The organism is Anaeromicrobium sp. (genome assembly GCF_025210435.1).
Classification (GTDB): Bacteria; Bacillota; Clostridia; order Peptostreptococcales; family Thermotaleaceae; genus Anaeromicrobium.
This window is the reverse complement of record NZ_JAOART010000108.1, coordinates 17825-42189: the sequence shown is the minus strand read 5'-3', so window position 1 is coordinate 42189 and position 24365 is coordinate 17825. Positions and strand designations below refer to the sequence as shown.

At 31.7% G+C, this 24365-nt stretch carries 19 protein-coding genes; 18 read left to right on the top strand and 1 reads right to left on the bottom strand.

Annotation, left to right across the window (positions count from 1 at the left end; all coding sequences use genetic code 11):
* Positions 1-211 precede the first annotated feature (211 nt).
* The 15 genes from N4A57_RS13530 (at position 212) to N4A57_RS13460 (ending at position 18727) form a co-directional block, all read left to right on the top strand.
* Positions 212-709: a shikimate kinase gene (locus N4A57_RS13530; protein ID WP_293658521.1), complete on the top strand. Its 498-nt coding sequence runs from the start codon at positions 212-214 to the stop codon at positions 707-709.
* A 242-nt stretch (positions 710-951) separates the two neighbouring features.
* Positions 952-3273 carry a pyridoxal-dependent decarboxylase gene (locus N4A57_RS13525; protein ID WP_293658520.1) on the top strand — a complete coding sequence of 774 codons (2322 nt, stop codon included), beginning with the start codon at positions 952-954 and terminating at the stop codon, positions 3271-3273.
* Positions 3274-3298: 25 nt separating this feature from the next.
* Complete coding sequence (locus N4A57_RS13520) at positions 3299-5365, top strand: methyl-accepting chemotaxis protein (RefSeq protein ID WP_293658519.1); 2067 nt, start codon at positions 3299-3301, stop codon at positions 5363-5365.
* 294 nt (positions 5366-5659) lie between these two features.
* A complete protein-coding gene (locus N4A57_RS13515; RefSeq protein ID WP_293658518.1) occupies positions 5660-5956 on the top strand; it encodes a hypothetical protein in 297 nt (98 codons plus the stop codon).
* A 250-nt stretch (positions 5957-6206) separates the two neighbouring features.
* Positions 6207-7388: a MalY/PatB family protein gene (locus N4A57_RS13510; protein WP_293658517.1), complete on the top strand. Its 1182-nt coding sequence runs from the start codon at positions 6207-6209 to the stop codon at positions 7386-7388.
* Between the two features lie 333 nt (positions 7389-7721).
* Positions 7722-8540 carry a transporter substrate-binding domain-containing protein gene (locus N4A57_RS13505; RefSeq protein WP_330671520.1) on the top strand — a complete coding sequence of 273 codons (819 nt, stop codon included), beginning with the start codon at positions 7722-7724 and terminating at the stop codon, positions 8538-8540.
* A gap of 22 nt (positions 8541-8562) precedes the next feature.
* A complete protein-coding gene (locus N4A57_RS13500; protein WP_293658516.1) occupies positions 8563-9231 on the top strand; it encodes an amino acid ABC transporter permease in 669 nt (222 codons plus the stop codon).
* 11 nt (positions 9232-9242) lie between these two features.
* Positions 9243-9980 (top strand): amino acid ABC transporter ATP-binding protein, encoded by a 738-nt coding sequence (locus N4A57_RS13495; protein ID WP_293658515.1) that lies wholly within the window; start codon positions 9243-9245, stop codon positions 9978-9980.
* Between the two features lie 408 nt (positions 9981-10388).
* The gene (locus tag N4A57_RS13490; RefSeq protein ID WP_330671521.1) at positions 10389-11672 is read left to right on the top strand and encodes an amidohydrolase; all 1284 of its coding nucleotides are present in this window, start codon (positions 10389-10391) and stop codon (positions 11670-11672) included.
* A 29-nt stretch (positions 11673-11701) separates the two neighbouring features.
* The gene (locus N4A57_RS13485; RefSeq protein WP_293658514.1) at positions 11702-12826 is read left to right on the top strand and encodes a BMP family ABC transporter substrate-binding protein; all 1125 of its coding nucleotides are present in this window, start codon (positions 11702-11704) and stop codon (positions 12824-12826) included.
* A 63-nt stretch (positions 12827-12889) separates the two neighbouring features.
* Positions 12890-14443 (top strand): ABC transporter ATP-binding protein, encoded by a 1554-nt coding sequence (locus N4A57_RS13480; RefSeq protein WP_293658513.1) that lies wholly within the window; start codon positions 12890-12892, stop codon positions 14441-14443.
* Positions 14436-15521 (top strand): ABC transporter permease, encoded by a 1086-nt coding sequence (locus N4A57_RS13475; protein WP_293658512.1) that lies wholly within the window; start codon positions 14436-14438, stop codon positions 15519-15521. Before N4A57_RS13480 ends, N4A57_RS13475 begins: the two co-directional genes overlap by 8 nt.
* A gap of 1 nt (position 15522) precedes the next feature.
* A complete protein-coding gene (locus tag N4A57_RS13470; RefSeq protein WP_293658511.1) occupies positions 15523-16461 on the top strand; it encodes an ABC transporter permease in 939 nt (312 codons plus the stop codon).
* Positions 16462-16479: 18 nt separating this feature from the next.
* Positions 16480-17793, top strand: a complete 1314-nt coding sequence (locus N4A57_RS13465) for an amidohydrolase (RefSeq protein ID WP_293658510.1) — start codon at positions 16480-16482, stop codon at positions 17791-17793.
* A gap of 184 nt (positions 17794-17977) precedes the next feature.
* Positions 17978-18727: a tRNA threonylcarbamoyladenosine dehydratase gene (locus N4A57_RS13460; RefSeq protein WP_293658509.1), complete on the top strand. Its 750-nt coding sequence runs from the start codon at positions 17978-17980 to the stop codon at positions 18725-18727.
* A gap of 162 nt (positions 18728-18889) precedes the next feature.
* On the opposite strand, the gene N4A57_RS13455 is transcribed toward N4A57_RS13460, so the two are convergent.
* The gene (locus N4A57_RS13455; protein ID WP_293658508.1) at positions 18890-20494 is read right to left on the bottom strand and encodes a peptide chain release factor 3; all 1605 of its coding nucleotides are present in this window, start codon (positions 20492-20494) and stop codon (positions 18890-18892) included.
* A 252-nt stretch (positions 20495-20746) separates the two neighbouring features.
* Between N4A57_RS13455 and N4A57_RS13450 the strand changes: the two genes are divergently transcribed.
* From N4A57_RS13450 to N4A57_RS13440, 3 genes are all read left to right on the top strand, one after another.
* Complete coding sequence (locus N4A57_RS13450; protein WP_293658507.1) at positions 20747-21841, top strand: GerAB/ArcD/ProY family transporter; 1095 nt, start codon at positions 20747-20749, stop codon at positions 21839-21841.
* A complete protein-coding gene (locus tag N4A57_RS13445) occupies positions 21838-22821 on the top strand; it encodes a YeiH family protein (RefSeq protein WP_293658506.1) in 984 nt (327 codons plus the stop codon). Before N4A57_RS13450 ends, N4A57_RS13445 begins: the two co-directional genes overlap by 4 nt.
* Before the next feature lie 141 nt (positions 22822-22962).
* On the top strand, positions 22963-24330 hold the full coding sequence (locus N4A57_RS13440) for a hypothetical protein (protein WP_293658505.1): 1368 nt from the start codon (positions 22963-22965) through the stop codon (positions 24328-24330).
* The last annotated feature ends 35 nt before the right edge of the window (positions 24331-24365 follow it).

Sequence of the window (24365 nt, the reverse complement as noted above, 5' to 3'; positions counted from 1 at the left end):
GGAAAATATATTGAAAATCTTTGGAACCCTGGAACGTCACAACATCCTATGCTACTCCAACATGACACATGAACCTATATACGAAGATTCACACTTTCGCTTGTGACAAGGACTTGGGTGGAAAAAATTTTCAATATATTTTCCTGAAGTAGGCTCACATAACTCAAGTTTGAAAATGATAAATCTATAGAACACAAAGGGATGATAAATTATGAAAAATATTGTATTAATAGGTATGCCTGGTTGTGGAAAAACTACCATAGGAAAAAAAGTTGCCCACAATTTGAATAGAGTATTCATTGATATAGATGAAGAGATAGAAAAGATAGCAGGAAAAACTATTCCTGAGATATTCAAAAGAGGAGAAAGTTATTTTAGGGAAATGGAGACGAAGGCCACTGAGATTGTTAGTGAAAAAACTAATGGAGTAATATCCACAGGTGGAGGAATAATAAAGAATCCATATAATGTGAAGATAATTAAGAGAAATGGAGTAATTATTTTTATAAATAGGCCTATAGATAATATATTAGAGGATATAGATACGGAAAGTAGGCCTCTTTTGAGTAAGAAGGAAAATTTGTTCAAGTTGTATGAAGAAAGATATGATTTGTATAAAAAATATTGTCATATGGAAGTTATGAATGATAGAAGTTTAGAAGAGATTATAAAGAATATAATAAATTTTTTGAATATGCCTAAAGCTTAAATAATCAAGAAATTACAGATAATCACATATTTTGTATATATGTGATTTTTTATATAGAAAAAAATATATTTTACTGGTAAATCATATGCCTAATCATTTAAAAATAAAATAAATCGCAAGAAATGACAAAAAATTGTAGGTTAATATTGTAAAATTAGTTAAATAATGTAATGTTATGTAATGATTAAAGATTACTATAATATTAAAATGCTTTAATCACATAAAAATAGGGAGGAAATAGGGTGAAAGATTCAAATAATTGTCTTTGTCTTGTAGAACCAGAAATAATCGCTGAAAAATATGAGTTTAATGGAGAAAAATTTCAAACGTATAATGAGTTTATCTCACAGCTATTGAAAAACTATGAGGATTATTTTAATCATATAGATGAAAATATGTTACCTAATAGGGATAAGGAAGTGTTAATGAAATTATTTAACTATCATATTAACAATGTGGGAAATCCAGATGGCCAATGTAAATATGGATTGGAAACAAGGGAAATTGAATTGAAATTATTAAATAAAATATTCAAATATTTACATCTAAATCCTTATGGAGGAAGTGATACAAATACTTTTGGATATTTTACATTAGGTCATAAGGAAGCATCAATTTTTGCTCTTAAATCAGCAAAGACAAAATTTAAAAAAGAAAAATTAGAAACCCTTTTAATGGGTTATGGAAAAATTCCATTGAGTATGTATGAATCAGCAGTTTTGTTAAATATAGAGAAACAAATAATTGTGGAAGATGAAGGAAAAGAAATTTTAGGCCATTTTAAAAATGAAGATTTAAAGAAGAAAGGTATATTCTTCACAATTTCATTACCAAACCAGTATACGAAAGAAGAGATGAATAAAATAAAAAATATTATTAGGGAAGTAAGGAAAAATTTTACAAATTCATATATTCATTTAATGGTTCATTCTATTAATGATCTAAAGGTCCTTTCAGGAGGGATGAATCTATTAGAGAAAAATGAATCTCATGTATATATTGACTCTGTATCTATTAGTTGTACTTGTGCAAAGTCATCTTACTTAACAGGACTATTAATAACTAGTGTGGAAGTGCAAAAATATTTTAATGATGCTACTGTTCAGTATATAGGTGCAGAAGACAGCACTGTTGTTGGTTCTAGAAATGGAAACTTTCTTTTCTTTGATGATTATTTTTTCAATAGATTTAGTTTAGATGAAATAGGTGAGTTAAAGAATCTGAGGGAAGAAGAATTAAGTGAAGTATTTGCTAAAAATCAATTATTAGAAAAGGATTATCATGGGTACAAAACCTTTATGGAAAAATTAAAAATTCTAAAACCCATGTCAATGGGTTATCCCATTAACCAACTTTGGGATGATAGTCAATTAAATAATTTGTTTGAAATGTTAATAAAAGAGAGTATTATGTACAATACATGTAATGGAATTTTTTCAGTAGACTTAAATTTAGATACAATAAAAAATCCTACATATGATACTTCTTATACGGATAAATTTGATAATGAAATTATTAGTTTTTATAAAAATATATTTTTCCACGAACAGGTACAGGAAAAATTCACAGGATATGTAACAACTGGTGGAACAGAAGGAAATTATATAGGATTACTTACGGCAAAGAGAAAATTCAAAGAGAATGGGGTATTGTTTTTAACTGGAGAGACTCACTATAGTCTATCAAAGGGAGCAGCCATATTTGATATAAAAACAGAAAAAGTTGAACATGATCCCATATGGGGAGAAATGGATTATACTTCATTAAAAGAAAAAATCATCCTAAATAAAAGGTTAAATCCAAACTTAGGAGCTATCATAAATATTAATTTAGGAACAACTATGAAAGGTTCTATTGATAAGTTAAAAAAAGTTGGAGAGGTTTTAAGGGAATGTGAAATGCCTAGAGAACAAGTATATATCCATTGTGATGGAGCATTACACGGACATATTTTACCTTTTTTAAGTACATATGAAGAAATAATACCTTTTAAACTATCACCAGAAGATGAAAATTATATGCCTATAGACTCCATAGCTGTAAGTGGACATAAGTTTTTAGGAGCTCCATTTCCATGTGGTATAGGAATTTTTAGAAAAAGCAATATAGATATTATTATGAATGAAATAATATCAAATCTTACATCTATTATTGAAAATAGCAAAAATGTATATACGGATGAAGATGTTCAAGATTATTTTCATAAATATGGAACGATTATTACAGGATCTAAGAATTCATACATGTCTGTTGTTATTTGGAAAAGAATATGTGAGTTAGGAGAAAAGGGATTAGGCGAGTTTGCACAAAATACTATGGAAGTTAGTAGATATGCGGAACAAAGGCTGAAGGAAGTAGAAAAAGATACCAATATAAGGCCATTTAGGAATGAAAGTTCAAATATTATCATTTTAAAACCTTCTCCTAGGGCTAAGATTAGAGAAAAATGGGGAATGCCTGAGGTAATAGATGAAAATAACCACTCCGTATCTCATCTTGATATTATGCCCCATGTTTCACCAGATGTGATTGATGAGTTTATAGATGACTTAATGGCAAAATAAAAGGAGAGGAGAGGAGGTTACAAGTATGAGAAGAATATCTTACAAAATAGCCCTGGCTATTATTTTATGTACATTACTAGTGTCTGTGGGAATAAGTGCTGTGAGCTATGTAAAATGTAGTGAGATTATTAGCAATGATGCAAATGATAAAATGTTATTGACTGTACAAAATAAAGCAAATGAATTTGATAAAATGATGAATTCCCTTGAAGGTTCAGTAGATAATTTAGGAAATAGCATTTCAGGAATATATGATGAGAGTAAATTAAGTGATCCTAATTATATGGACACTTTTATTAAAAGTATCCATCCCCTAGTTTATAATGGTGCAAGAAGTGCAAAGGGAAATATTGATGCTTACTTTGCATTTAATCCAGAATTAATTCATGGAGATAAGCTTTATCAATCAGTATATCTTATAAACGACAGGGGTGATTATGAAAATGTGGGAGATGCTACACCCCTTGAAGATTTAACTCCTTCAAATGAAAATGCAGCCTGGTACTTTAGACCTATTAAAGGAGGACAAGGCATATGGAGTAATCCTTACTATGATGAAAATTTAAAGGCTAATGTGATTACATATTCTTCACCCATTTATAAGGGAAATAAGTTAATTGGTGTTGTGGGTATGGATATAGATTTTACATTTATTGAAGAGAATGTTTTATCTATGAAATTATATACTAGTGGATATACTACCTTATTAAATTCAAATAAGGATATTATTGTACATCCTACAATAAAGGAGAAGATTAACCTAAAAGATCTAGGGGGTAATGCATTTACAAAACTAGAAGCTATTATAGATGAGAAACTTTTAGGTATTCAAGAAACAGAATTTGAAGGAATAGATAAAATAACTAGTTTTTCAAAAATGGATAATGGATTTATAATTATGGCCACAGTCCCTAAGAGTGAAATTTTAGCACAAGCACGGGAAATGCTAATTTTCCAAAGTTTTATACTAATAGGTGTGTTAATTATTTCTATGATAGGTGCCTATTATACGGGTAAAATTATCACTAAGCCTATTCATAATTTAATCAATCTAATGGCATATGCTGAAAAAGGCGATTTTACAATTAGGTCAGATAGTAAAAGTTCAGATGAATTTGGGAAACTTACAGATAGCTTTGAAAATATGGTACAGGGACAGAAAAATATGATGCTAGAAATAAAAGAGGTGTCAGCACTTGTGGATTATGATGCAAAGGGTTTAAATGAAGTAGCTGAAAAAATTAATCATTCATCCAATGAAGTGGCAAGTTCCATAGGTGATGTGGCACAGGGAACCAATTATCAAGCCCAAGATTTAGCAGAGATTACTAATCAATTAATAAATTTTGGTGATGAAATGGATAATGTTGCAAAACTTGTTTCAGAAGTGAGCAATAAAACAAATTCAATTAATTCAAAGGCTAATGTAAGTAACGATCAGTTAGAAAAATTAATATCATCCATAGAGGTTATGAATAAAGCTTCTACCAGTGTAAAAGAAAATATTTCAATATTAAGTGAAAATATTAAACAAGTAAGTCAAATTACAGAGGTTATTAATAGTGTATCAGAACAAACTAATCTTTTAGCACTAAATGCAGCCATTGAAGCGGCAAGAGCGGGGGATGCGGGTAAAGGATTTGCAGTAGTAGCAGATGAAATAAGAGGATTAGCTGAACAAGTAAAACAATCTTCTAGCAATATAAACCAATTAATTAGTAGTATTTCAAATGATGCTGAAACAGCAGTAGATAGGGCAGATCATGTAAGTGTACAGTTAATAGAACAAGAAAGAATTGTTAGAGATTCTATTAAAACCTTTAAAGATGTCATAAGTGAAGTGGAAGCAGTCATTCCAAAGGTTACACATATTGATGTTGTCACATCAGATGTGATTGGAAAGAAAGAAAATATTATCGAAAAGGTACAGTCTGTATCGGCAGTATCTGAAGAAGTATCGGCTGCAACGGAGGAAATTGCGGCTACAATTCAGGTGGTCAGTGAAGCCACAAGAGATATTTTAGATACAAGTGTGGAACTAAGAGAACGTTCTGATTCTATGCAAGGAAATATTGAAAGATTTAAACTTTAGGCATATGAAAAAAATAAACTAGTCAAGTCTCTGAGGGATTTGGATTATTTTCAAGGCATGGTGAGTGAGCATATTAAACATATGTGAACGACTCCATAACGAAGAAAATAATCCAAATAACCAGTGAAATGACTAATTTATTTTTTGAATATACCTTAAGTAAAAATTATGAATCTAATATGGGGGGATTATCCTATAGGATTCCTTTTTATATGATGACATGGAAAATATTTGTAAAGAAATTCATTGAATTTTTTGTAAATTCATTTATCATATAAGTAAGGGGGGATTTTTATGAAGATAGAAGGTTATAGAGATTATCTAATTAAGGACAAAGGTAGAGATGAAGTTGACAAAATCATGGAGGTTTTAGGTAAGTTAGAAGCTGAGTATAAAATTGCGTTAGATGAAATGGTCAAAAGGGAAGAGGAAGTGCAAAGATTGAGAACTACTATTTATTTTGACACGGATCTTACGCCAAGGGATAAAAGAATGTATCCTGAAGTTTTAAAATCCTATTATACTTTTGCCACAGGAAAAGAACTGCCACCCATGAGATTCAAAAAGAAGGGTCAAAAATATAACTCATGAGAAAACTGTTTTATAAATTGTTTATGAAAAAACATATGATTAATGATAAATTTTAAGGACACGGATTTAAGTCGTGTCCTTTATTTTATTGGAATGGAAAAACTTACGACAATAGGATTAACTGACCTGTTGTATAAGCACATTCTATAATAAAGATAGAGAAGATAAGATTTTTCTATTGGATTATTATGTAAATGAAAATTATAATGAAATTTGTAAGATTATAAGGCATATGAAAGAAGGGGTCTTTATGAAATATAATTTTGATGAAGTAAGGAATCGTTTAAATACAAATTGTATAAAATGGGATGGATTAGAAGAAGTATTTGGTATTGTAGATAAAGATATACTACCTTTATGGGTAGCAGATATGGATTTTAAGGCTCCTAAGTGTGTATTAGAGGCTATTATGAATAGGGCTGAACACGGTATTTTTGGATATGCTGGAGGATATGATACATATTATGATGCAGTAATTCATTGGATGAAGCATCGTCATAATTGGAATATAAAAAAAGAATGGATTGTATTTACACCAGGAGTTGTTACGGCATTAAATATCCTAGTAAAAGCATTGACTAACCCTAATGATAAAGTAATCATTCAATCCCCCGTATACCCACCATTTTTTAAGGCAGTTAAGAATAATGGATGTGATGTAGTTTCTAATCCTTTGAAGTTTGATGGAAGAAAATATGTAATGGATTTTCATGATTTAGAGAAAAAAATTGATGATAGGGTAAAACTTATGTTTTTATGTAGTCCCCATAACCCAGTAGGAAGAGTGTGGAGTGAAGAAGAATTAAAAAGGCTTGGAGATATTTGTATTAAAAATAATATAATCCTTGTATCTGATGAAATTCATGCTGATTTAGTATTAAAAGGTCATGAGCATAGACCCTTTCCTTCAATAAGTGAGGAGTTTGCTCAAAATACTATTGTTTGTACAGCCCCAAGTAAGACTTTTAATATTGCAGGTCTTCAAATGTCAAACATTATTATCCCAAATGAAAAAATAAGAAATAAGTTTTTAAATGAAAGGGAAAGCTGTGGAATTTCAAGGCCAAATGTATTTGGAATAGAAGCATTAAAAGCAGCATATGAACATGGAGAAGAATGGTTAGATGATTTATTGGTATATATAGAAGAAAATTTAAAATTCTTAACAAAATATATAGAAGAAAATATCCCAAAAGCAAAGGTAATCCAACCTGAAGCTACATATTTAGTATGGCTAGATTTAAGAGAGCTAGGATTGAATAAAAATGATTTAGAAAATCTTATTCATAGTAAAGGAAAGCTATTGTTAAATCAAGGATATACCTATGGAGAAGAAGGAGAAGGATTTGTAAGAATAAATATTGCTTGTCCACGATCTGTATTGAAAGAAGGACTAAGTAGGTTGAAAAAAGCTGTATATACCCACATATAGGAAAAAATCATAGATGAAGATTAATTATAGATTTCGTATTTATAAACCAGCTTTATGTGTGCCTATTTCAGGAAAATATATTGAAAATCTTTTCCACCCAAGTCCTTGTCACAAGCGAAAGTGTGAATCTTAGTATATAGGTTCATGAGTCATGTTGGAGTAGCATAGGATGTTGTGACGTTCCAGGGTTCCAAAAATTTTCAATGGTTTCCCTTATAGGCAAGTTACTGTATAAAGAAATCTTAGCGTTACGAAATCTATATACATATGGTAATATTCTCAGCTTGACCTTTGTGGTTATACATAATTTTTTTATAAAAGGGGAGGATTAATATGTTTAAGAAGAAGAAATTAGGAATACTGTTAGCAGTATTAGTAATGAGCACTATGCTATTTGCAGCATGTGGTAAAAAGGAAGAGGTAAAAACTGATGGAAGTGCACCTCAAGAGGTTGAAAAAGTAATGAGAGTTGGAACAGGTGGTACATATAATCCATGGTGTTTTAAAGAAAATGATAAGCTTCAAGGATTTGAAGTAGATCTTTGGAATGAAATAGGAAAAAGATCAGGATATAAGATTGAATTTACAGTATCAAAGTTTAGTGGATTAGTTGGATTGTTAGATGCTGGTCAAATTGATACGGTGGCACACCAAATGTCCATTACGAAGGAGAGACAAGAAAAGTATAATTTCACTGAACCATATGCTTATAGTAAATACGATTTTATAGTAAAAAAAGATAGCCCTTATGAAAAAATAGAAGATTTGAAAGGTAAAAAAGTTGGAGCTTGGTTAGGTGGAAATGGAGAAAAAACATTAAGAGCATTAAATGAAGAATATGAACTTGGTTTAGATATGTCATTTTATGATGGAACTCCTTTAGAAAAGGAAGTAGAAATAGAAAGACTTGATGCATGCTGGCAAGGGGCAGTTAAATCTCAAACAGTGATAACTAAAGGAAATTTAGATGTAAAACTAATGGGAGCAGATACAGAAATAGGTGCTGAAATCAATGCATATCCATTCGCAAAAAGTGAAGATGGCAAAAAAATGTCAGAAGAGATTAGCAAAGTGATTAAAGAGATGCATGAGGACGGAACACTAACTGAACTATCTAAAAAGTGGTTTGGCCTAGATACCACAAAAAAGTAATAATTTAGTGAGTGATTAGAATATGAATGTTTTCAGTTTTAAGTTTGCATTGAGGCTACTTCCCTTAATGCTAAAATATCTCCATGTGACCCTTTTTATGTCTGTATTATCTTTAGTATTTGGGTTGATGATTGGAATTATGATTGCGTTAATTATTCAAACTAAAATAAAAATTTTGTATCCAATTACAAGGATATACGTTTCCTTTTTTAGAGGAACACCACTTATAGCACAATTGTTTTTCTTATATTTTGGATTAGTTCAGATTTTTCCAAGCTTAAAGGGAATGGATGCTTTTACGGCTGCAGTTATAGGACTAAGCTTAAATGCTTCAGCATATATGTCTGAAACTATTAGAGGTGCCATATCCTCTGTAGATAAAGGACAAATGGAAGGGGCTTTATCCATAGGAATGACCTATCTTCAGGCAATGAGAAGAATTATTTTGCCACAAGCTGCAAGGGTGGCCATACCAGCCTTGTCCAATAATTTTATTGATATTATAAAGGGTTCTTCCCTTGCTTTTACATTAGGAGTAGTGGAAATAATGGCTACAGCCCAAATGGAAGGAGCTGCAGCCTATAGGTTTTTTGAAGCTTTCACAGATGTGATTATTATATATTGGGCCCTTATCTGGTTCTTTGGGTACTTGCAAAAAAAATTAGAGATTAAGATGAGTAAAGCATATTAGGATGTGTCTATATGATAAAAATAAAGAACCTATATAAAAGCTTTAATGAATTAGAGGTCCTAAAGGGAATTAATTTAGAAATTAAAAAAGGTGAAGTAGTTGCAGTGATTGGCCCCTCTGGCACGGGAAAATCTACTCTCCTTCGATGTATAAATTATTTAGAGGTTCCTGATAAAGGTGAAATTCAAATTGAAGATTTAAAGGTGAATATAGAAAATGCAACAAAAAAACAAATATATGGATTGAGAAAAGCCACTTCCATGGTATTTCAAAGCTATAATCTTTTCAAAAATAAAACAGCCATACAAAATATTATGGAACCATTAATTGTAGTAAAAAAGATGGATTACAAAAAGGCAGAAAGGATTGCATTAGACATATTAGAGCAGGTAGGACTAGGGGATAAAAAAGATAGCTATCCTTCAAAACTATCAGGAGGACAGCAACAAAGGGTTGGAATTGCTCGAGCCATGGCTGTAAGGCCTAAAATTATGTTATTTGATGAACCCACATCTGCATTAGACCCGGAGCTTGTAGGAGAAGTTTTGGATGTAATAAGAGGATTGGCAAAAAAACATACTACTATGATTATTGTTACCCATGAAATGAGATTTGCAAAAGAAGTGGCAGATAGAGTTATATTTATGGATGGAGGAAATATTGTTGAAGAAGGTTCACCCCATGAGATTTTTAATAATCCAAAACATGAAAGAACAATAAAATTTAAAAAAACTATTGACTGTTATTAATGATTTTCCTTTTCAGTTATAATCCCATTATAAAGTGGGCTTCATGTGACCTTGGGAAGGAGTTTCACAAAAAAATTTAGAACAGAATATTTTAAGCATATTCAAAAAATAAATTAGTCATTTCACTGGTTATTTGAATGATTTTCTTCGTTATGGAATCGCTTACATATGTTTAATATGCTCGCTTACCATGCCTTGAAAATAATCCAAATTTCTCAGAGAACTGACTAGTTTATTTCTTTCATATGCCTTAGTAATTAAACGATACCCATAGTAAGGTATCGTTTTGTGCTTTCTGTTGAAATCAGGAATTTACTTAAAAGTAAAATTGTAGTAATATGTAGTAATATAAGGAAAAATACAGAAAAAGATTGACTAATACGTTAGTAATGGAAAGGGGTGTTTTAAATTAAAGATAAGTTATGCCATATTATAGATAATAATTCTGAGGAATTAATTAATATAGGGAACCATATATTTAAAAACCCTGAACTGGGATTTAAAGAGTACAAGACTTCAAAAATCATTCAGAAATACCTAAAGGATTTGAATATACCCATAGAAGAAAATATATCTATTACTGGTTTAAAAGCTACTATAGGAAATGGTCATGGTATAAATATTGGAATTATTGCAGAAATGGATGCAGTTCCAACAGGAGGACACAAATACTCAAGTGATGATTTGGGGGCCGCCCATACTTGTGCCCATTCAAATCAGATAGCCATTATGTTGGCCGTTATGAAGGCATTAAAGGAATCTAAAATATTAGAAGAAATAGGGGGAACTGTTACCTTTATTGGAGCACCAGCAGAAGAATTTACTGATATTGATTATAGGGAAAGTTTAATAAAAGAAGGAAAAATAAAATATTGTTCTGGTAAACAGGATATGATATCCAAGGGGGTATTTGATAATATTGATCTAGTTATTTCATGTCATACTATGGGTGGAGTAGAAGGTAGAATGACAGATATTAATTCATCCTTAAATGGATTTATTCAAAAGACCATAACATACATTGGAAAGGCTGCCCATGCAGGAGCTGCACCTCACTTAGGAATAAATGCATTGAATGCTGCTGTAATAGGTTTAACAGCAGTAAATGCTCAAAGGGAGACTTTCATTGATGATCACAATATTAGGGTCCATGGAATAATTAAAAATGGAGGTCATACGGTTAATTCAATACCAGAGAAGGTTGAGATTGAGGCTTATGTAAGAGGTGGAGATGTTCAATCTATAATAGATGCAAATCACAAGGTAAACAGAGCCTTTGAAGCAGGGGCTTATGCAGTAGGTGGTAAATGTTTAATAAAAGATAGGGTTGGATACATGCCCCTTAAACAATGTGAGGATTTATCTAAAGTTATTAAAAATAATATGGATAAGTTTATAGATGAAAAAAATATAATAGATGGTCAAAAGTCCATGGCATCAGGAGACATAGGAGACTTAGCTTCTATAATTCCTACTATTCAGTTTGGATTTAGTGGCTTTTCTGGAAATGTCCATGGTTCTGATTTTTCCATTGTGGATGAGGAGATGGCCTACATAATACCAGCTAAAATAATAGCCATGAGTATATATGATCTATTAAAGGATCATGGCAAGTTAAGTAAAGAAATAAAAAATAACAATATACCAAGATTATCAAGGGAAGAGTATTTAAAATCCTGGTTAGGTTGTTAATTTAATAAAAAAATATGAGGTGGGGTTATATGAAAAAATTATTAAGCCTATTGCTAGTTCTTTGTATCATGTTCTCTTTAAGTGCATGTGGTTCAAAACCAGAAGAAGCTAGTAATGGAGGAGAAGAAACAAAGGAAGTAACAAAGGTAGCTTTATTAGTATCAGGTTCTTTAGGTGATAAATCATTTCATGATTCATCCCAGGGAGGAATAGACCTAATTAAAGAAAAATATGGTGATAAGGTAGTTACAAAAACTATTGAAATGGGATCTGACAAAACTAAGTTTATCCCCACACTAGAAGACGTATCTGAGGAAGATTGGGATGTAATTATTACGGGAACTTTCCATATGAAAGAGCCTATAGAAGAAGTGGCACCAAATTATCCAGATAAAACTTACATATTGTTTGATACGGCTGTAAGTTATGATGAAGTTGAAGGTTTGGATAATGTATATTCAATTTTATATAAGCAAAATGAAGCAGGTTTCCTAGCGGGTGTATTGGCAGCTCAAATGACTACAGCAACAGATGTTGATAATATTAATCCTGATAAGAAGATTGGTTTCTTAGGTGCTATGGATATTCCAGTAATAAACGATTTCCTAGTAGGATATATTGAGGGAGCTAAATATATTGATGAAGAAATAAAGGTAGATATTTCTTATATAGATTCCTTTAGTGATGCAGCTAAAGCTAAAGAGTTAGCCATAATTCAATATGATACTAAGGGTGTAGATATAGGATTTAATGTGGCTGGTAGAGCAGGTCTTGGACAGATAGAAGCTGCATATGAAAAGAATACCTATGCAATTGGAGTAGATTCAGATCAAGCATTACTATTTGAAGATAAGCCAGAGAAGGCAAATAAAATAGCTAGTTCTGCATTAAAAAGAGTAGATAAATCATTACTTCGTGCCCTAGATATGTACTTTGAAGGGAATATTCCAACAGGTAAAAAAGAATCTATTGGTTTAGAAGAAGGAGCTATAGGTCTTTCTAAGAATAAGTATTATGAAGAAATAGTACCAAAAGAGATTAAAGACAAGGTTTTAGAGATAGAAGGTAAGATTGGTTCAGGAGAAATTAAAGTTAATTCAGCCTTTGGTCTTAGCAGTGAAGAAATAGGACAACTAAAAGAATCTGTAAAATAATTATTTATTAATAATATGAAGTCAGCCTAGTGCTGACTTCATATCACTTAAGGAGTGTAATTGATGTGTAAATTTTTGGAGATGGATAAGATAACGAAAATTTATCCAGGTGGAGTTGTGGCAAACTATGAAGTTGATTTTTCTGTTCAAGAAGGAGAAATACATGCTCTTATAGGTGAAAATGGTGCGGGAAAGTCAACACTTATGAAAATATTATTTGGAATGGAGAAACAAACGGAAGGTAAGGTGTTTCTAAAGGGAAAAGAATTAAATATGAATTCTTCCCTAGATGCTCTTAGTAATGGAATAGGAATGGTTCACCAACATTTTATGCTAGTACCTAGCTTATCTGTGGCTGAAAATATAGTATTGGGAAGTGAGATAAAAAAGGGTGTCTTCTTAGATAAATCTAAGGCCATAGAACATGTAAGACAATTATCAGAGAAATACAATTTACCCGTTAATCCTAAATCTAAAATAATGGATATATCCGTTTCTAATAAACAAAAGGTAGAAATTCTAAAGGCCCTATATAGGGGAGCTAAAATACTAATATTAGATGAGCCTACTGCTGTATTAACTCCTCAAGAAATTGAAGAATTGTTTGAACAACTCAAATTATTGAAAGAATCAGGCCATACAATAATATTCATATCTCATAAACTACATGAAATAAAAAAACTATGTGATAGATTGACTATTATGAGAGATGGGAGATCCATGGGAGTATACAAGGTGGATGAAGTTTCTGAAGATGATATATCCAGGTTAATGGTTGGTAGAGATGTAAAGCTTGATATAGAAAAGAAAGAACCCAAAGCAGAAGAAGTCCTATTAAATGTTAAAGACGTAAGTTATGTGGACGAATTTGGAAAGGGTGCAGTAAAGGACGTATCCTTCTCTGTAAGACGTGGTGAAATTGTAGGTATAGCTGGCGTGGAAGGTAATGGCCAATCAGAGATAATAGAAGTTATTACAGGACTTAAAAGGGCCAATAAGGGAGACGTTTTCCTAAAGAATAAAAATATAGGTAAGATGAATATTAAAGAAATACGTAATTTAGGAATGTCCCATATACCAGAAGATAGGATGCATACGGGGATTGCCCCTAATATGAGTGTAGAAGAAAACTTTATTTCTGAAAAATATTCCAGTGAGGAATTGACTAAGAGGGGCTTTTGGTTAAATAAAAATAAAATAAATAATCTTTCCCGTAGTTTGATAAAGGATTTCAACGTAAAAACGGATAGTGAAAAGTCTCCTATTAAAGGTCTATCTGGAGGAAATATTCAAAAGGTAGTTGTGGGAAGGGAGTTTAGTTCTGATTCGGACCTTCTCATTGTAAATCAACCTACTAGGGGTATTGATGTGGGAGCCATAGAGTTTATCAGAAAGAAAATAGTTGCCATGAGAGATAGGGGGAAGGGAATATTATTAGTTTCTGCTGACTTAAATGAGGTAATGACTTTAAGTGATTCCTTAATAGTTATGAATGAAGGTGAAATAGCAGGATACTTCCCTAACTCAAAGGACGTGACAGAGGAAGAATTAGGATTATATATGTTAGGAGTTAAGAGGCAAGAAAAAGAAGAAATAAGGAGGGCTACAAATGAATAGGCTAAAAAATAGTATAAATAAATTTGATGCACTAAGAACCTCATTAGCAATTTTAATAGCCCTTAGTATATCGACTATTATAATTTTTTTCACCAGTGAAACCCCAATTTATTCATTACAGAATTTCCTATTTGGACCACTACAAAGATTAAAGTATTTTTCTTATGTATTAGAGATGATGATTCCTTTAATCTGTACAGGACTTGGTTTATCTATAATATATCAATCTAAAAACTTTAGTTTAATTGCAGATGGATGCTTTTATATGGGCTCTATTATTGCGGCCTTTGTGGGAATAAAATTTGCAGCACCCATGGGAATACATCCTCTAATAGGTATGGCTTGTGCTGGTCTTGTGGGTGGAACAATAGGTATGCTACCAGGAATAATTAAAATTAAATGGAAGGCTAATGAATTAGTTACATCCCTTATGTTTAACTATATTTTTTACTTCTTTGGATTATATATAGTTAATTACTATTTAAGGGATCCAAAGGCCAGTGTATTTGCCTCCTATAAGTTTAAAAAGTCCTTTGGATTACCAAGGATTTTACCTGGTACTAGGCTTCATTTTGGATTTGTCATAGCCATAGCATTTATAGTTTTAGTCTATATCTATTTATATAAAACTAAATGGGGATATGAGATCAGAACGGTGGGAGATAATCTAAATTTTGCAAGATATTCTGGCATTAATACGGCTAAGGTTATAATCTGTTCTCAATTTATAGCAGGTTCTATTGCAGGAATGGGTGGAGCTATTGAAATGTCAGGAATGTATAAGCGGTTTTTATGGGATGTACCTCCTTCATATGCTTGGGATGGAGTTATAGTAGCCCTTTTATCTAGGAATAATCCTAAATATGTTCCACTAGCTGCCTTTTTTTTATCCTATTTGAGAATAGGAGCAGATATGATGTCTAGAAGGGCAGATGTGGATAATGAAATAATAGCTATTATACAAGCTGTTATGATTTTATTAATTGCAGCAGAAAGGTTCCTGGCCTTTTGGAAACAGAGACAGGAAGATAAAAAAGCTAAAGAAAAATATTTAAATGAAAATGTGGAGGTGGCATAATATGGAATCTTTATTTGAAATGATATTAAATGATGCCTTTTGGTTTGCAGTCATAAGGGCCACTACTCCAATTTTATTTGCAACTCTAGGTGCCGTAGTAGCCAGTAGGGCAGGTGCCATAAATATAGGAATAGAAGGAACCATGTTAACTGCAGCCCTAATGGGAGTAATATTTAGTGCTTATAGTCAAAGTGTGTGGATAGGACTTATGGCAGCAGTTATAGCTGGAATTATTCTAAGTATAGTATTAGCCTATTTTGCTTTTAAATTAAAATCTAATTTAATCGTAACGGGTATAGCCATAAATATATTTTCAGCAGGAGGAACTGTATTTCTTTTATCATCCTTAACGGGAGACAAGGGAACTTCCACATCTTTAAATAGTTTAGTATTACCTAATATACATATTCCCATAATAGAGGATATGCCTGTGGTAGGATCCATATTATCAGGTCATAATATTTTAACTTATGTGGGATTAGTATCTATAATATTTATGTATATATTATTTAATCATATGTCCCTAGGACTAAGAATTAAGGCTGTAGGAGAATCGCCAGAGGCAGCAGAATCTGTAGGTATAGATGTATTTAAAATAAAGTTTATTTCCCTTTGTATGAGTGGTGTATTTGCAGGTCTAGGAGGAGCCTTTCTATCTATGGGATATGTATCTTGGTTCTCAGCAGGTATGACTGCTGGAAGGGGATATATAGCATTAGCTGCTAGGGCCATTGCAGGAAATACTTCCATAGGAGCACTACTAGCATCCCTTTTATTTGGATTTGCAGATACTTTATCCAATTATTTACAGGCCTTTAAAATCCCTGTGGAATTTATCCATATGACTCCATATATAATGACCATAGTTGGATTTATTGTAATATCCATAGTAAATAGCAAAAAAGAGATTAATAGAAAGAAAAAAATGATGAACGAATAATTTTATGAAGGTGATATAATGTCATACAAATGTATATACAATGGAACTATTTTAACTATGAATGAAGATAGACATATTATAGAAAAGGGTGCCATTATTATTAGAGATAGGGAAATCATAGAGATAGGAGATTGTAAAGAATTACTTTCAAAATACCATGATTGTGAGATGATAGATGGAAAGGGAGGCATAATAATGCCTGGATTTATCAATGGTCATTGTCATGTTTCCATGAGCCTTTTTAGGACACTAGGGGAAGATGTGCCCGATAGGCTTAGGAAATATATATTTCCACTGGAAGAAAATATAGTAGATGAAAAACTAGTAAGGGTTGGAGCTAAACTGAGTATGGCAGAAATGATCCTTGGTGGAGTCACTACCTTTGTGGATATGTACTATTATGAAGATGAAGTGGCAAAGGTTACTAAGGAAATGGGAATGAGGGCCATCCTAGGAGAGTCCGTATTAAATAAGAAAACTCCAGATTCACATAAACCCTATGGTGGAATTGACTATAGTATTAATTTTATTGAAAAATGGAAAAAGGATGATTTAATAATTCCTGCCATAGGGCCCCATGCTACCTATACTAATGATGGGGAACATCTATTAAAAATTAAAGATATTGCTCATAAATATGATGTACCTATTTTAATGCATCTATCGGAAATGGATTTTGAAATAGAAAGATTTAAAAATGAGTATGGTAAAACACCAATTGAGTATTTAGATAGTATAGGTTTTTTATGTGAAAAACTAATAGGTGCCCACTGTGTTTATACTACAGATAATGATATGGAAATTTTAAAGAAGAATAGAGTAAGTGTTATACATAATGTGGGTGCAAATGCTAAAAGCGCTAGACCCATAGCCCCTATTCATAGAATGCTCAAAAAGGATATTTCTGTGGGAATAGGAACTGATGGACCCATGAGTGGAAATCATCAAGATATTATTAGTGTAATGCACCAGTACACTAAATTTCAAAAGGTGAGAGAAGGAGATAGAAGTATTGCCAGTGCCCTAAGTGCAGTGGAACTTGGAACTATAAGAGGGGCTAAGGCCATTGGACTAGATAAAATAATAGGTTCTATTGAAGTTGGAAAGAGGGCAGACATAATCATAATTGATACGAATACTCCAAATATGTTACCTTTATATGATTATTATGCAGGTATTGTATATGGAGCATATGCAAGTAATGTGACCATGACTATGGTAAATGGAAAAGTACTTATGAAAGACAGAAAATTATTAACTACTGAACTTTCACATATATATGATGAAGTTAGTCAAATGAAAGATATTATATTAAATATGATAAAGTCCTAGTAAAAAGGCCTATGATAAACAAATTTTGTCATAGGCCCTATTTAGTCTATAGGGGATTGTAACAATGAATACAAATATGTAAAATAATTAATAATAAATTTATATTTAGGCTCATTAAAATTAACTTGAAAATCATTATCACATAAAGTAAAGTGTTACTAGAGTATTTTTAAGGAGGCAGGACATGTTACACGAATTTTCAAGAACAGAAATGGTTATTGGTAAAGAGGGACTAGATAAATTAAAGGGAAGTAAAGTTTTAATCTTTGGAGTTGGTGGAGTAGGTTCTTTTGTGGCAGAAGGGTTAGCCCGCTGTGGAGTGGGGCATTTTGTTTTATGTGATGATGATGAGGTATGTTTAACAAATATTAATAGGCAAATTCATGCCACTAGAAAAACTGTTGGGAAATCTAAAGTGGAAGTTATGAAAGAAAGGATTTTAGATATTAATCCAAAGGCAACTATAGAAACTTATCATATGCTATATAATAAAGATACGGCTGAGGAGATTCTTCCAGAGCATTGTGATTATGTGGTAGATGCCATTGATATGGTATCAGCTAAACTAGATTTGATTGAGAGATGTAATAAAAGGGCGTTTCCTATTATTAGTTCCATGGGAACAGGTAATAAACTTAATCCAACCATGTTAGAAGTAACAGACATTCATAAGACTAGTATATGTCCTTTAGCAAGGGTCATGAGGAAAGAATTGAGAAATAGAAGGATTAAGAAGTTAAAGGTAGTATATTCTAAGGAACAGCCAATAACTCCTAAAGTATCAGAGGGAGATTGTAAAACAGATTGTATTTGTCCTAATACGGATAGGACCTGTGTTGAAAGAAGATCTATTCCAGGAAGTGTTTCCTTTGTGCCTTCTGTGGCAGGACTTATTATTGCATCAGAAGTTGTTAAGGATTTAGTTAATAAATAAGAAATTGTAAAAGAGGATGAAAAAAAGTCTAGAAACATTTGTATTATATATTTACAAGGTATTCAATTATCTAGAAAATATGCCTTAGTAGGCTTTTAATAATCATCTTACTAAAATACCCATGGATTCTATAAAAATCCATGGGTATTTTTTAACAATAATCTATTCAACTAAAGAAGTTTCTCTTAAGGATAATCCTTCGTTTCTTTCTATTATCTGTCTGATAGACCATTCGTTTGAGAATAATAATACAGGTTCTTCATCCTTATTCTCAACTAACATAGTATCCATTGTCATGGAGAATTTAGAAGCATTGAAGTTATCCATTTCTACCCAACGAATATAACGATATGGTAATCTTTCCATAGTAATATCCACACCATACTCGTTTTTAAGTCTATATTCTAATACTTCAAATTGAAGTACTCCAACTACTCCCACAATAAGTTCTTCTATACCTATATTAGGACGTTTATATACTTGGATTGCTCCTTCTTGGGCAATTTGAGTAATTCCCTTTAGGAATTGCTTCCTCTTAAGAGAATTCTTTGTGGATATGGTTGCAAAATGTTCAGGAGCAAATTGTGGTATTCCCTTATATTTTAGTTTTACGTTTTTAGCTGATAGGGTATCACCAATATTAAATATTCCTGGGTCATGTATACCTATAATATCTCCAGGATAAGCTGACGTCACCATTACACGATCCTGGGCCACAAATTGCTGTGGTTGGGCAAGTTTTACCTTTTTATTTCTTTGTACATGATTTACAGCCATACCCTTTTCAAATTTACCAGAACAAATTCTTAAGAATGCTATTCTGTCCCTGTGGGCAGGGTCCATATTAGCTTGAATTTTAAAGATAAATCCAGAGAAGTTATCTGATTCAGGATCGATTTCACCTAAATTACTAGTACGTGGTGTAGGTGGCATGGTTATGTCTAAGAATGACTCTAAGAATGGTTCCACACCAAAGTTAGTAAGGGCACTTCCGAAGAATAATGGAGTTAATTCTCCCTTTAATATCTTATCCAAATCAAAATTATCTCCTGCAATGTCTAAAAGCTCAATATCTCCCATTAGTTGTTCATGAAGTTCTTCTCCTAATAAGTCATTAAACTTTTCGTCTGTTAAATCACCTTTAATTGCATCAGCAATGGATTGTCCGTGGTTTCCATCATCAAAGACTTCTATTTGTTCCTTGTGACGGTTATAAACTCCTTTAAAATCCTTACCTGAACCAATAGGCCAGTTCATAGGACATGAACGGATTCCCAGGACATTTTCAATATCTTCAAGGAGTTCAAAGGGCTCTCGTCCTGTACGGTCCATCTTGTTTATGAAAGTAAAAATAGGAATTCCTCTCATTTTACATACTTGGAACAATTTCTTTGTTTGGTCCTCCACACCCTTTGCAGAATCAATAACCATAACGGCACTATCTGCTGCCATAAGAGTTCTGTAAGTATCTTCACTGAAATCCTGGTGACCTGGTGTATCTAGAATATTAATACAAAAGTTATTGTACTCAAATTGAAGCACACTGGATGTGACTGATATACCCCTTTGTTTTTCTATTTCCATCCAATCTGATACGGCATGTTTTTGTGATCTTCTAGATTTAACAGATCCTGCTGATCGAATGGCTCCTCCATATAATAGGAACTTTTCAGTTAAGGTAGTTTTTCCCGCATCCGGGTGGGAAATGATTGCAAAGGTTCTTCTTCTTCTAACCTCATCAATGAAACTTAAATTTTGTTCTGTCATTTTTAATCTTCCTTTATTTAAAATTTTTCATATGCCTTAAAATACTAATCCTATTGATAATATAACCATATGGTGTGCCTGTCAATTGTTATTTATAAAAATTTTTGAATATGCCTAATAAACTTTATGACTTGATCTTATGTTAATGGCAGGGAAATACATTAGAAGAATCTTTTAATATATTTTATTAGTTTGTGAAACAATATGATATATTCCATTAATATAGTTTTATCATACTTTGGAGGGAAAATAATGGGTAGAGAAGAAATTTCTGATAGACAAGGTGTACTATTAGTAGTAATGTTTGTAATAGGAAGTACATCCATATTAGGCATAGGAGGAGAGGCAGGTAGAGATTCTTGGTTAGCAACCATACTAGGAACAATTATTTCCTTTCCCGCTTTGATGATTTACGCAAAAATACTTGCTACTTTTCCTAAGGAAGATTTATTTTCCATACTTGAAGTAGTTTTTGGTAAATTCCTAGGAAAATGTATTTCCATATTGTATACATGGTTTGCCTTTCATTTAGGTGTATTGGTCCTTAGGAATTTTGGAGAGTTTGCATCTACTGTATCCTTATTAAAAACTCCCATGATGGCAACTATAATTATTCTTAATCTGTTGTGCATATGGGCAGTTATAAGTGGAATAGAAATATTAGGAAGGTGGGTACAAGTTACTTTTATTATGCTTATAGTTCTAATAATAGTAACCATATTTTTTTTAATACCTGATATGGACATAAATAGAATACAGCCTATCTTATCAGATGGGATAAAACCCGTATTAAAAGGTGCCTTTTCAGTTTTTACATTTCCCTTTGCTGAAACAATTATATTCTGTCTTGTTTTTTCATCTTTAAAGGATAGTAAATCTTCCTATAGGGTTTATACATGGGGATTAGTAATAGGTGGGTTTATGGTTATTAGTACAGCCTTTACTGGAATTCTTGTTTTAGGAGAAAATAATTATAAGGAATTATTCTTCCCTTACTATAGTGCTGTAAGCAGAATAAATATTGGGAATTTTATACAGAGATCAGAAATTGTAGTATCAATAGCCTTTCTGGTAGGAGGATTTATTAAAATAAGTATATGCTTTTTGGGAGCCTGCAAAGGGGTGGAGAGGATCTGTGGACTAAAGGATTATAGAACCATAGTAGTGCCAGTGGGTTTATTAATGATTAATCTATCTAATATAATTTATGATAACGTAAGGGAAATGGTCCAGTGGGCTTTTAAAGTATGGCCCTATTATGCTGTAGTATTTCAAGTGATTTTACCTACTATAGTCCTTTTTAGTATCCAAGTAAGAAAGAAGAAATTTAAGGGGGAAAAGGAATGAAATATATTAAAGAGTATATGCCTGGTATTATTTTTATTCTAGGAATTTCTTATTTATCCATGTGTATAAATGAATTATTAAAAAACCATATAAATATTGAAGCTCTTACAATTGCCATAATCATAGGTATTATTTATAACAATACAATGGGAACCCAGAACATCTTTAAAAAGGGTGTTACCTTCTCTTTGAAGAAACTTTTAAAGGTAGGGATAGTTTTATTAGGTTTCAAGCTTAATATTTATGCCCTATTAAAGCTAGGTCCTAAAATAGTAATAATGGTATTAGTATATGTTACTGCTGCATTAACCTTATCCATAATATTAGGAAAATTATTTAAAGTAGATAAAAAATTAGCCACATTAATAGGGGTAGGAACCAGTATATGTGGGGCATCGGCAGTAGTTGCCATGGCTCCTTGTATAAATGCAGATGATGATGATTCTGTAATCTCCGTATCTGTTGTTAGTCTTTTAGGTGCCATTGGAGTAATATTATATTCAGCCATTGGCACAAGTTTTATAGACATAAGTTCAGTTCAATATGGAGTATGGTCAGGTATTTCTCTTCATGGTGTGGCCCATGCCCTTGCAGCTGCATTTGCACTAGGAGATAAATCTGGAGAAATTGGAACTATTGTTAAAATGACAAGGGTATTGATGATGGTTCCCATATCCATAGTATTAAGTTCTATTTTTAACAAAGAAGGTATAAAAAATAAAAAGGCTAAGTTTCCAACCTACGTTTTATATTTCATATTAGCTAGTGTTATAAATTCATTTAAAATAATTCCAGTAGACATGACTAGAATATTAACAAAGGCAAGTTCACTATTAATACTTATGGCCATGACAGGAATGGGATTGTCTGTTGATTTTAAAAGTATTCTAAATAAGGGAATAAGGTCATTTGTTATAGGAACTATACTTTTCATAATTCTTTCTACTTTAAGTTTGGTTATTATTCTTAATTTCATATAAATTATAGATTTATTATTTATAAATTTCCTTTGTGTGGGCCTACTTCAGGAAACCATTGAAAATTTAAATTTCATATCTTTATGCTTTTTGAAGGTTTTTAGGAAAATTTGTAGAAATTAATCCTTAGTAGGAGGAGTTTTTATGAAGAAGTTGATTTTCTTATTATTTATAATATTTATGGCTTTTACCTCTATTGTAGCCTATGGGCATGGAGAGTTGGAGAAATTAAAGTTTACAATTTATGTACCTGAAGATGAGGTCCTATTAAAATCTGGTTTTACCAATGAGGATAAGGATATATATGTGGTAACTATGAAAGAAGAAAAATTAGATGTATTTAAAAAGTATAAATTTAAATTACTCATCTACGATAAAAATACTGGAGAAAATAAAGAAACAAGAACTATGGAAACTAAAGAGTTAGCACCCCATTACTCCATAGAAGCTAAAGTTCACAATAAATTTAAATATATGATGGTGTACAAGTACTTAAATAGGGGAACAGAGAATGAAATAAATATATATGATTTAAAGGAATTTAAACTTTTAAAATCTATTTCAATAAATGAAGAGAATAGGGAGAGACAATCCTTAATAGATTTCTCTGGAGATGGGAAATATTTAATATATCCCATGGAACCTAGGAAAAAAACTTTTATGGAAGAGAGTAATAAAATAAGATTACCTAGGATTACTGATCTAGTATTATATGATTTAGAAAATATGAAAGTATTTAAATATATAAGTATGGAAGAAAAACTTAAAAGTGATCCAATTCAAATTGAAAACATAATCTTATCAGATGATGGTAAGATAATATTTTATGACGGAGTCCATTTATACTATAATAACAAAAAGGATTACTATACAAAGAGTTATTATCATGTGAAAAAAATAATACATGTGGAAAAGGACTTGATAAGGGATGTTAAAATAAATGAAAAATATGGACCCTTTAAAAGTGTAGATTTTATAAGGGATAAAAATATATTAAGTGCTAATTTTGGCGTAGGAAATGTATCCATATATGGATTTGATTTGCTGGATGGAAGTATGAAGTATAATGATACTTACAAAAGGAGTATAAACAGTGATTGGACATTAATGACTAGTGCTTTAACCGTAGATAAATCTAAAATAATAGGATTATATTCTGATAAAACCTTAAGAATATTAAATTCTAATAGGGGGAAAAAAATAAGTACTATGAAATTGGAAAAGAAAACTACCCTACCCATATTTGTGGCCACAGATGAATTAATATTTGTACCAGCCTTTTTAAAGTATGGAGAAGATGTTAGTATGCCTAGTGAGTTTTATCATGTGGTAGACATGAAAAAGGGACTAGTAAAGTATAAAATTAATAATAAAAAAATTGCTCGTATACTTAGTATAAGCGAAAATAAGGAGGTTGTTTTATCTCAGGAAGGTATATTTTGGGATAATGAACTTTCAAATAATATATATGTATGGGACATAAGTAAATTAACTAATATGAAAGGGGAATAGGCCTCGTAGATTTCTTTTTGGGGTTTTTCTTGGTA

Bases quoted from the DNA above. Each gene is read 5' to 3' on its own strand.
- N4A57_RS13460 (WP_293658509.1), top strand. From the start codon at position 17,978: ATGTTACACGAATTTTCAAGAACAGAAATGGTTATTGGTAAAGAGGGA.
- N4A57_RS13505 (WP_330671520.1), top strand. From the start codon at position 7,722: ATGTTTAAGAAGAAGAAATTAGGAATACTGTTAGCAGTATTAGTAATG.
- N4A57_RS13480 (WP_293658513.1), top strand. From the start codon at position 12,890: ATGTGTAAATTTTTGGAGATGGATAAGATAACGAAAATTTATCCAGGT.
- N4A57_RS13440 (WP_293658505.1), top strand. From the start codon at position 22,963: ATGAAGAAGTTGATTTTCTTATTATTTATAATATTTATGGCTTTTACC.
- N4A57_RS13520 (WP_293658519.1), top strand. From the start codon at position 3,299: ATGAGAAGAATATCTTACAAAATAGCCCTGGCTATTATTTTATGTACA.
- N4A57_RS13450 (WP_293658507.1), top strand. From the start codon at position 20,747: ATGGGTAGAGAAGAAATTTCTGATAGACAAGGTGTACTATTAGTAGTA.
- N4A57_RS13455 (WP_293658508.1), bottom strand. From the start codon at position 20,494: ATGACAGAACAAAATTTAAGTTTCATTGATGAGGTTAGAAGAAGAAGA.
- N4A57_RS13470 (WP_293658511.1), top strand. From the start codon at position 15,523: ATGGAATCTTTATTTGAAATGATATTAAATGATGCCTTTTGGTTTGCA.
- N4A57_RS13485 (WP_293658514.1), top strand. From the start codon at position 11,702: ATGAAAAAATTATTAAGCCTATTGCTAGTTCTTTGTATCATGTTCTCT.
- N4A57_RS13445 (WP_293658506.1), top strand. From the start codon at position 21,838: ATGAAATATATTAAAGAGTATATGCCTGGTATTATTTTTATTCTAGGA.
- N4A57_RS13515 (WP_293658518.1), top strand. From the start codon at position 5,660: ATGAAGATAGAAGGTTATAGAGATTATCTAATTAAGGACAAAGGTAGA.
- N4A57_RS13495 (WP_293658515.1), top strand. From the start codon at position 9,243: ATGATAAAAATAAAGAACCTATATAAAAGCTTTAATGAATTAGAGGTC.
- N4A57_RS13465 (WP_293658510.1), top strand. From the start codon at position 16,480: ATGTCATACAAATGTATATACAATGGAACTATTTTAACTATGAATGAA.
- N4A57_RS13475 (WP_293658512.1), top strand. From the start codon at position 14,436: ATGAATAGGCTAAAAAATAGTATAAATAAATTTGATGCACTAAGAACC.
- N4A57_RS13510 (WP_293658517.1), top strand. From the start codon at position 6,207: ATGAAATATAATTTTGATGAAGTAAGGAATCGTTTAAATACAAATTGT.
- N4A57_RS13530 (WP_293658521.1), top strand. From the start codon at position 212: ATGAAAAATATTGTATTAATAGGTATGCCTGGTTGTGGAAAAACTACC.
- N4A57_RS13500 (WP_293658516.1), top strand. From the start codon at position 8,563: ATGAATGTTTTCAGTTTTAAGTTTGCATTGAGGCTACTTCCCTTAATG.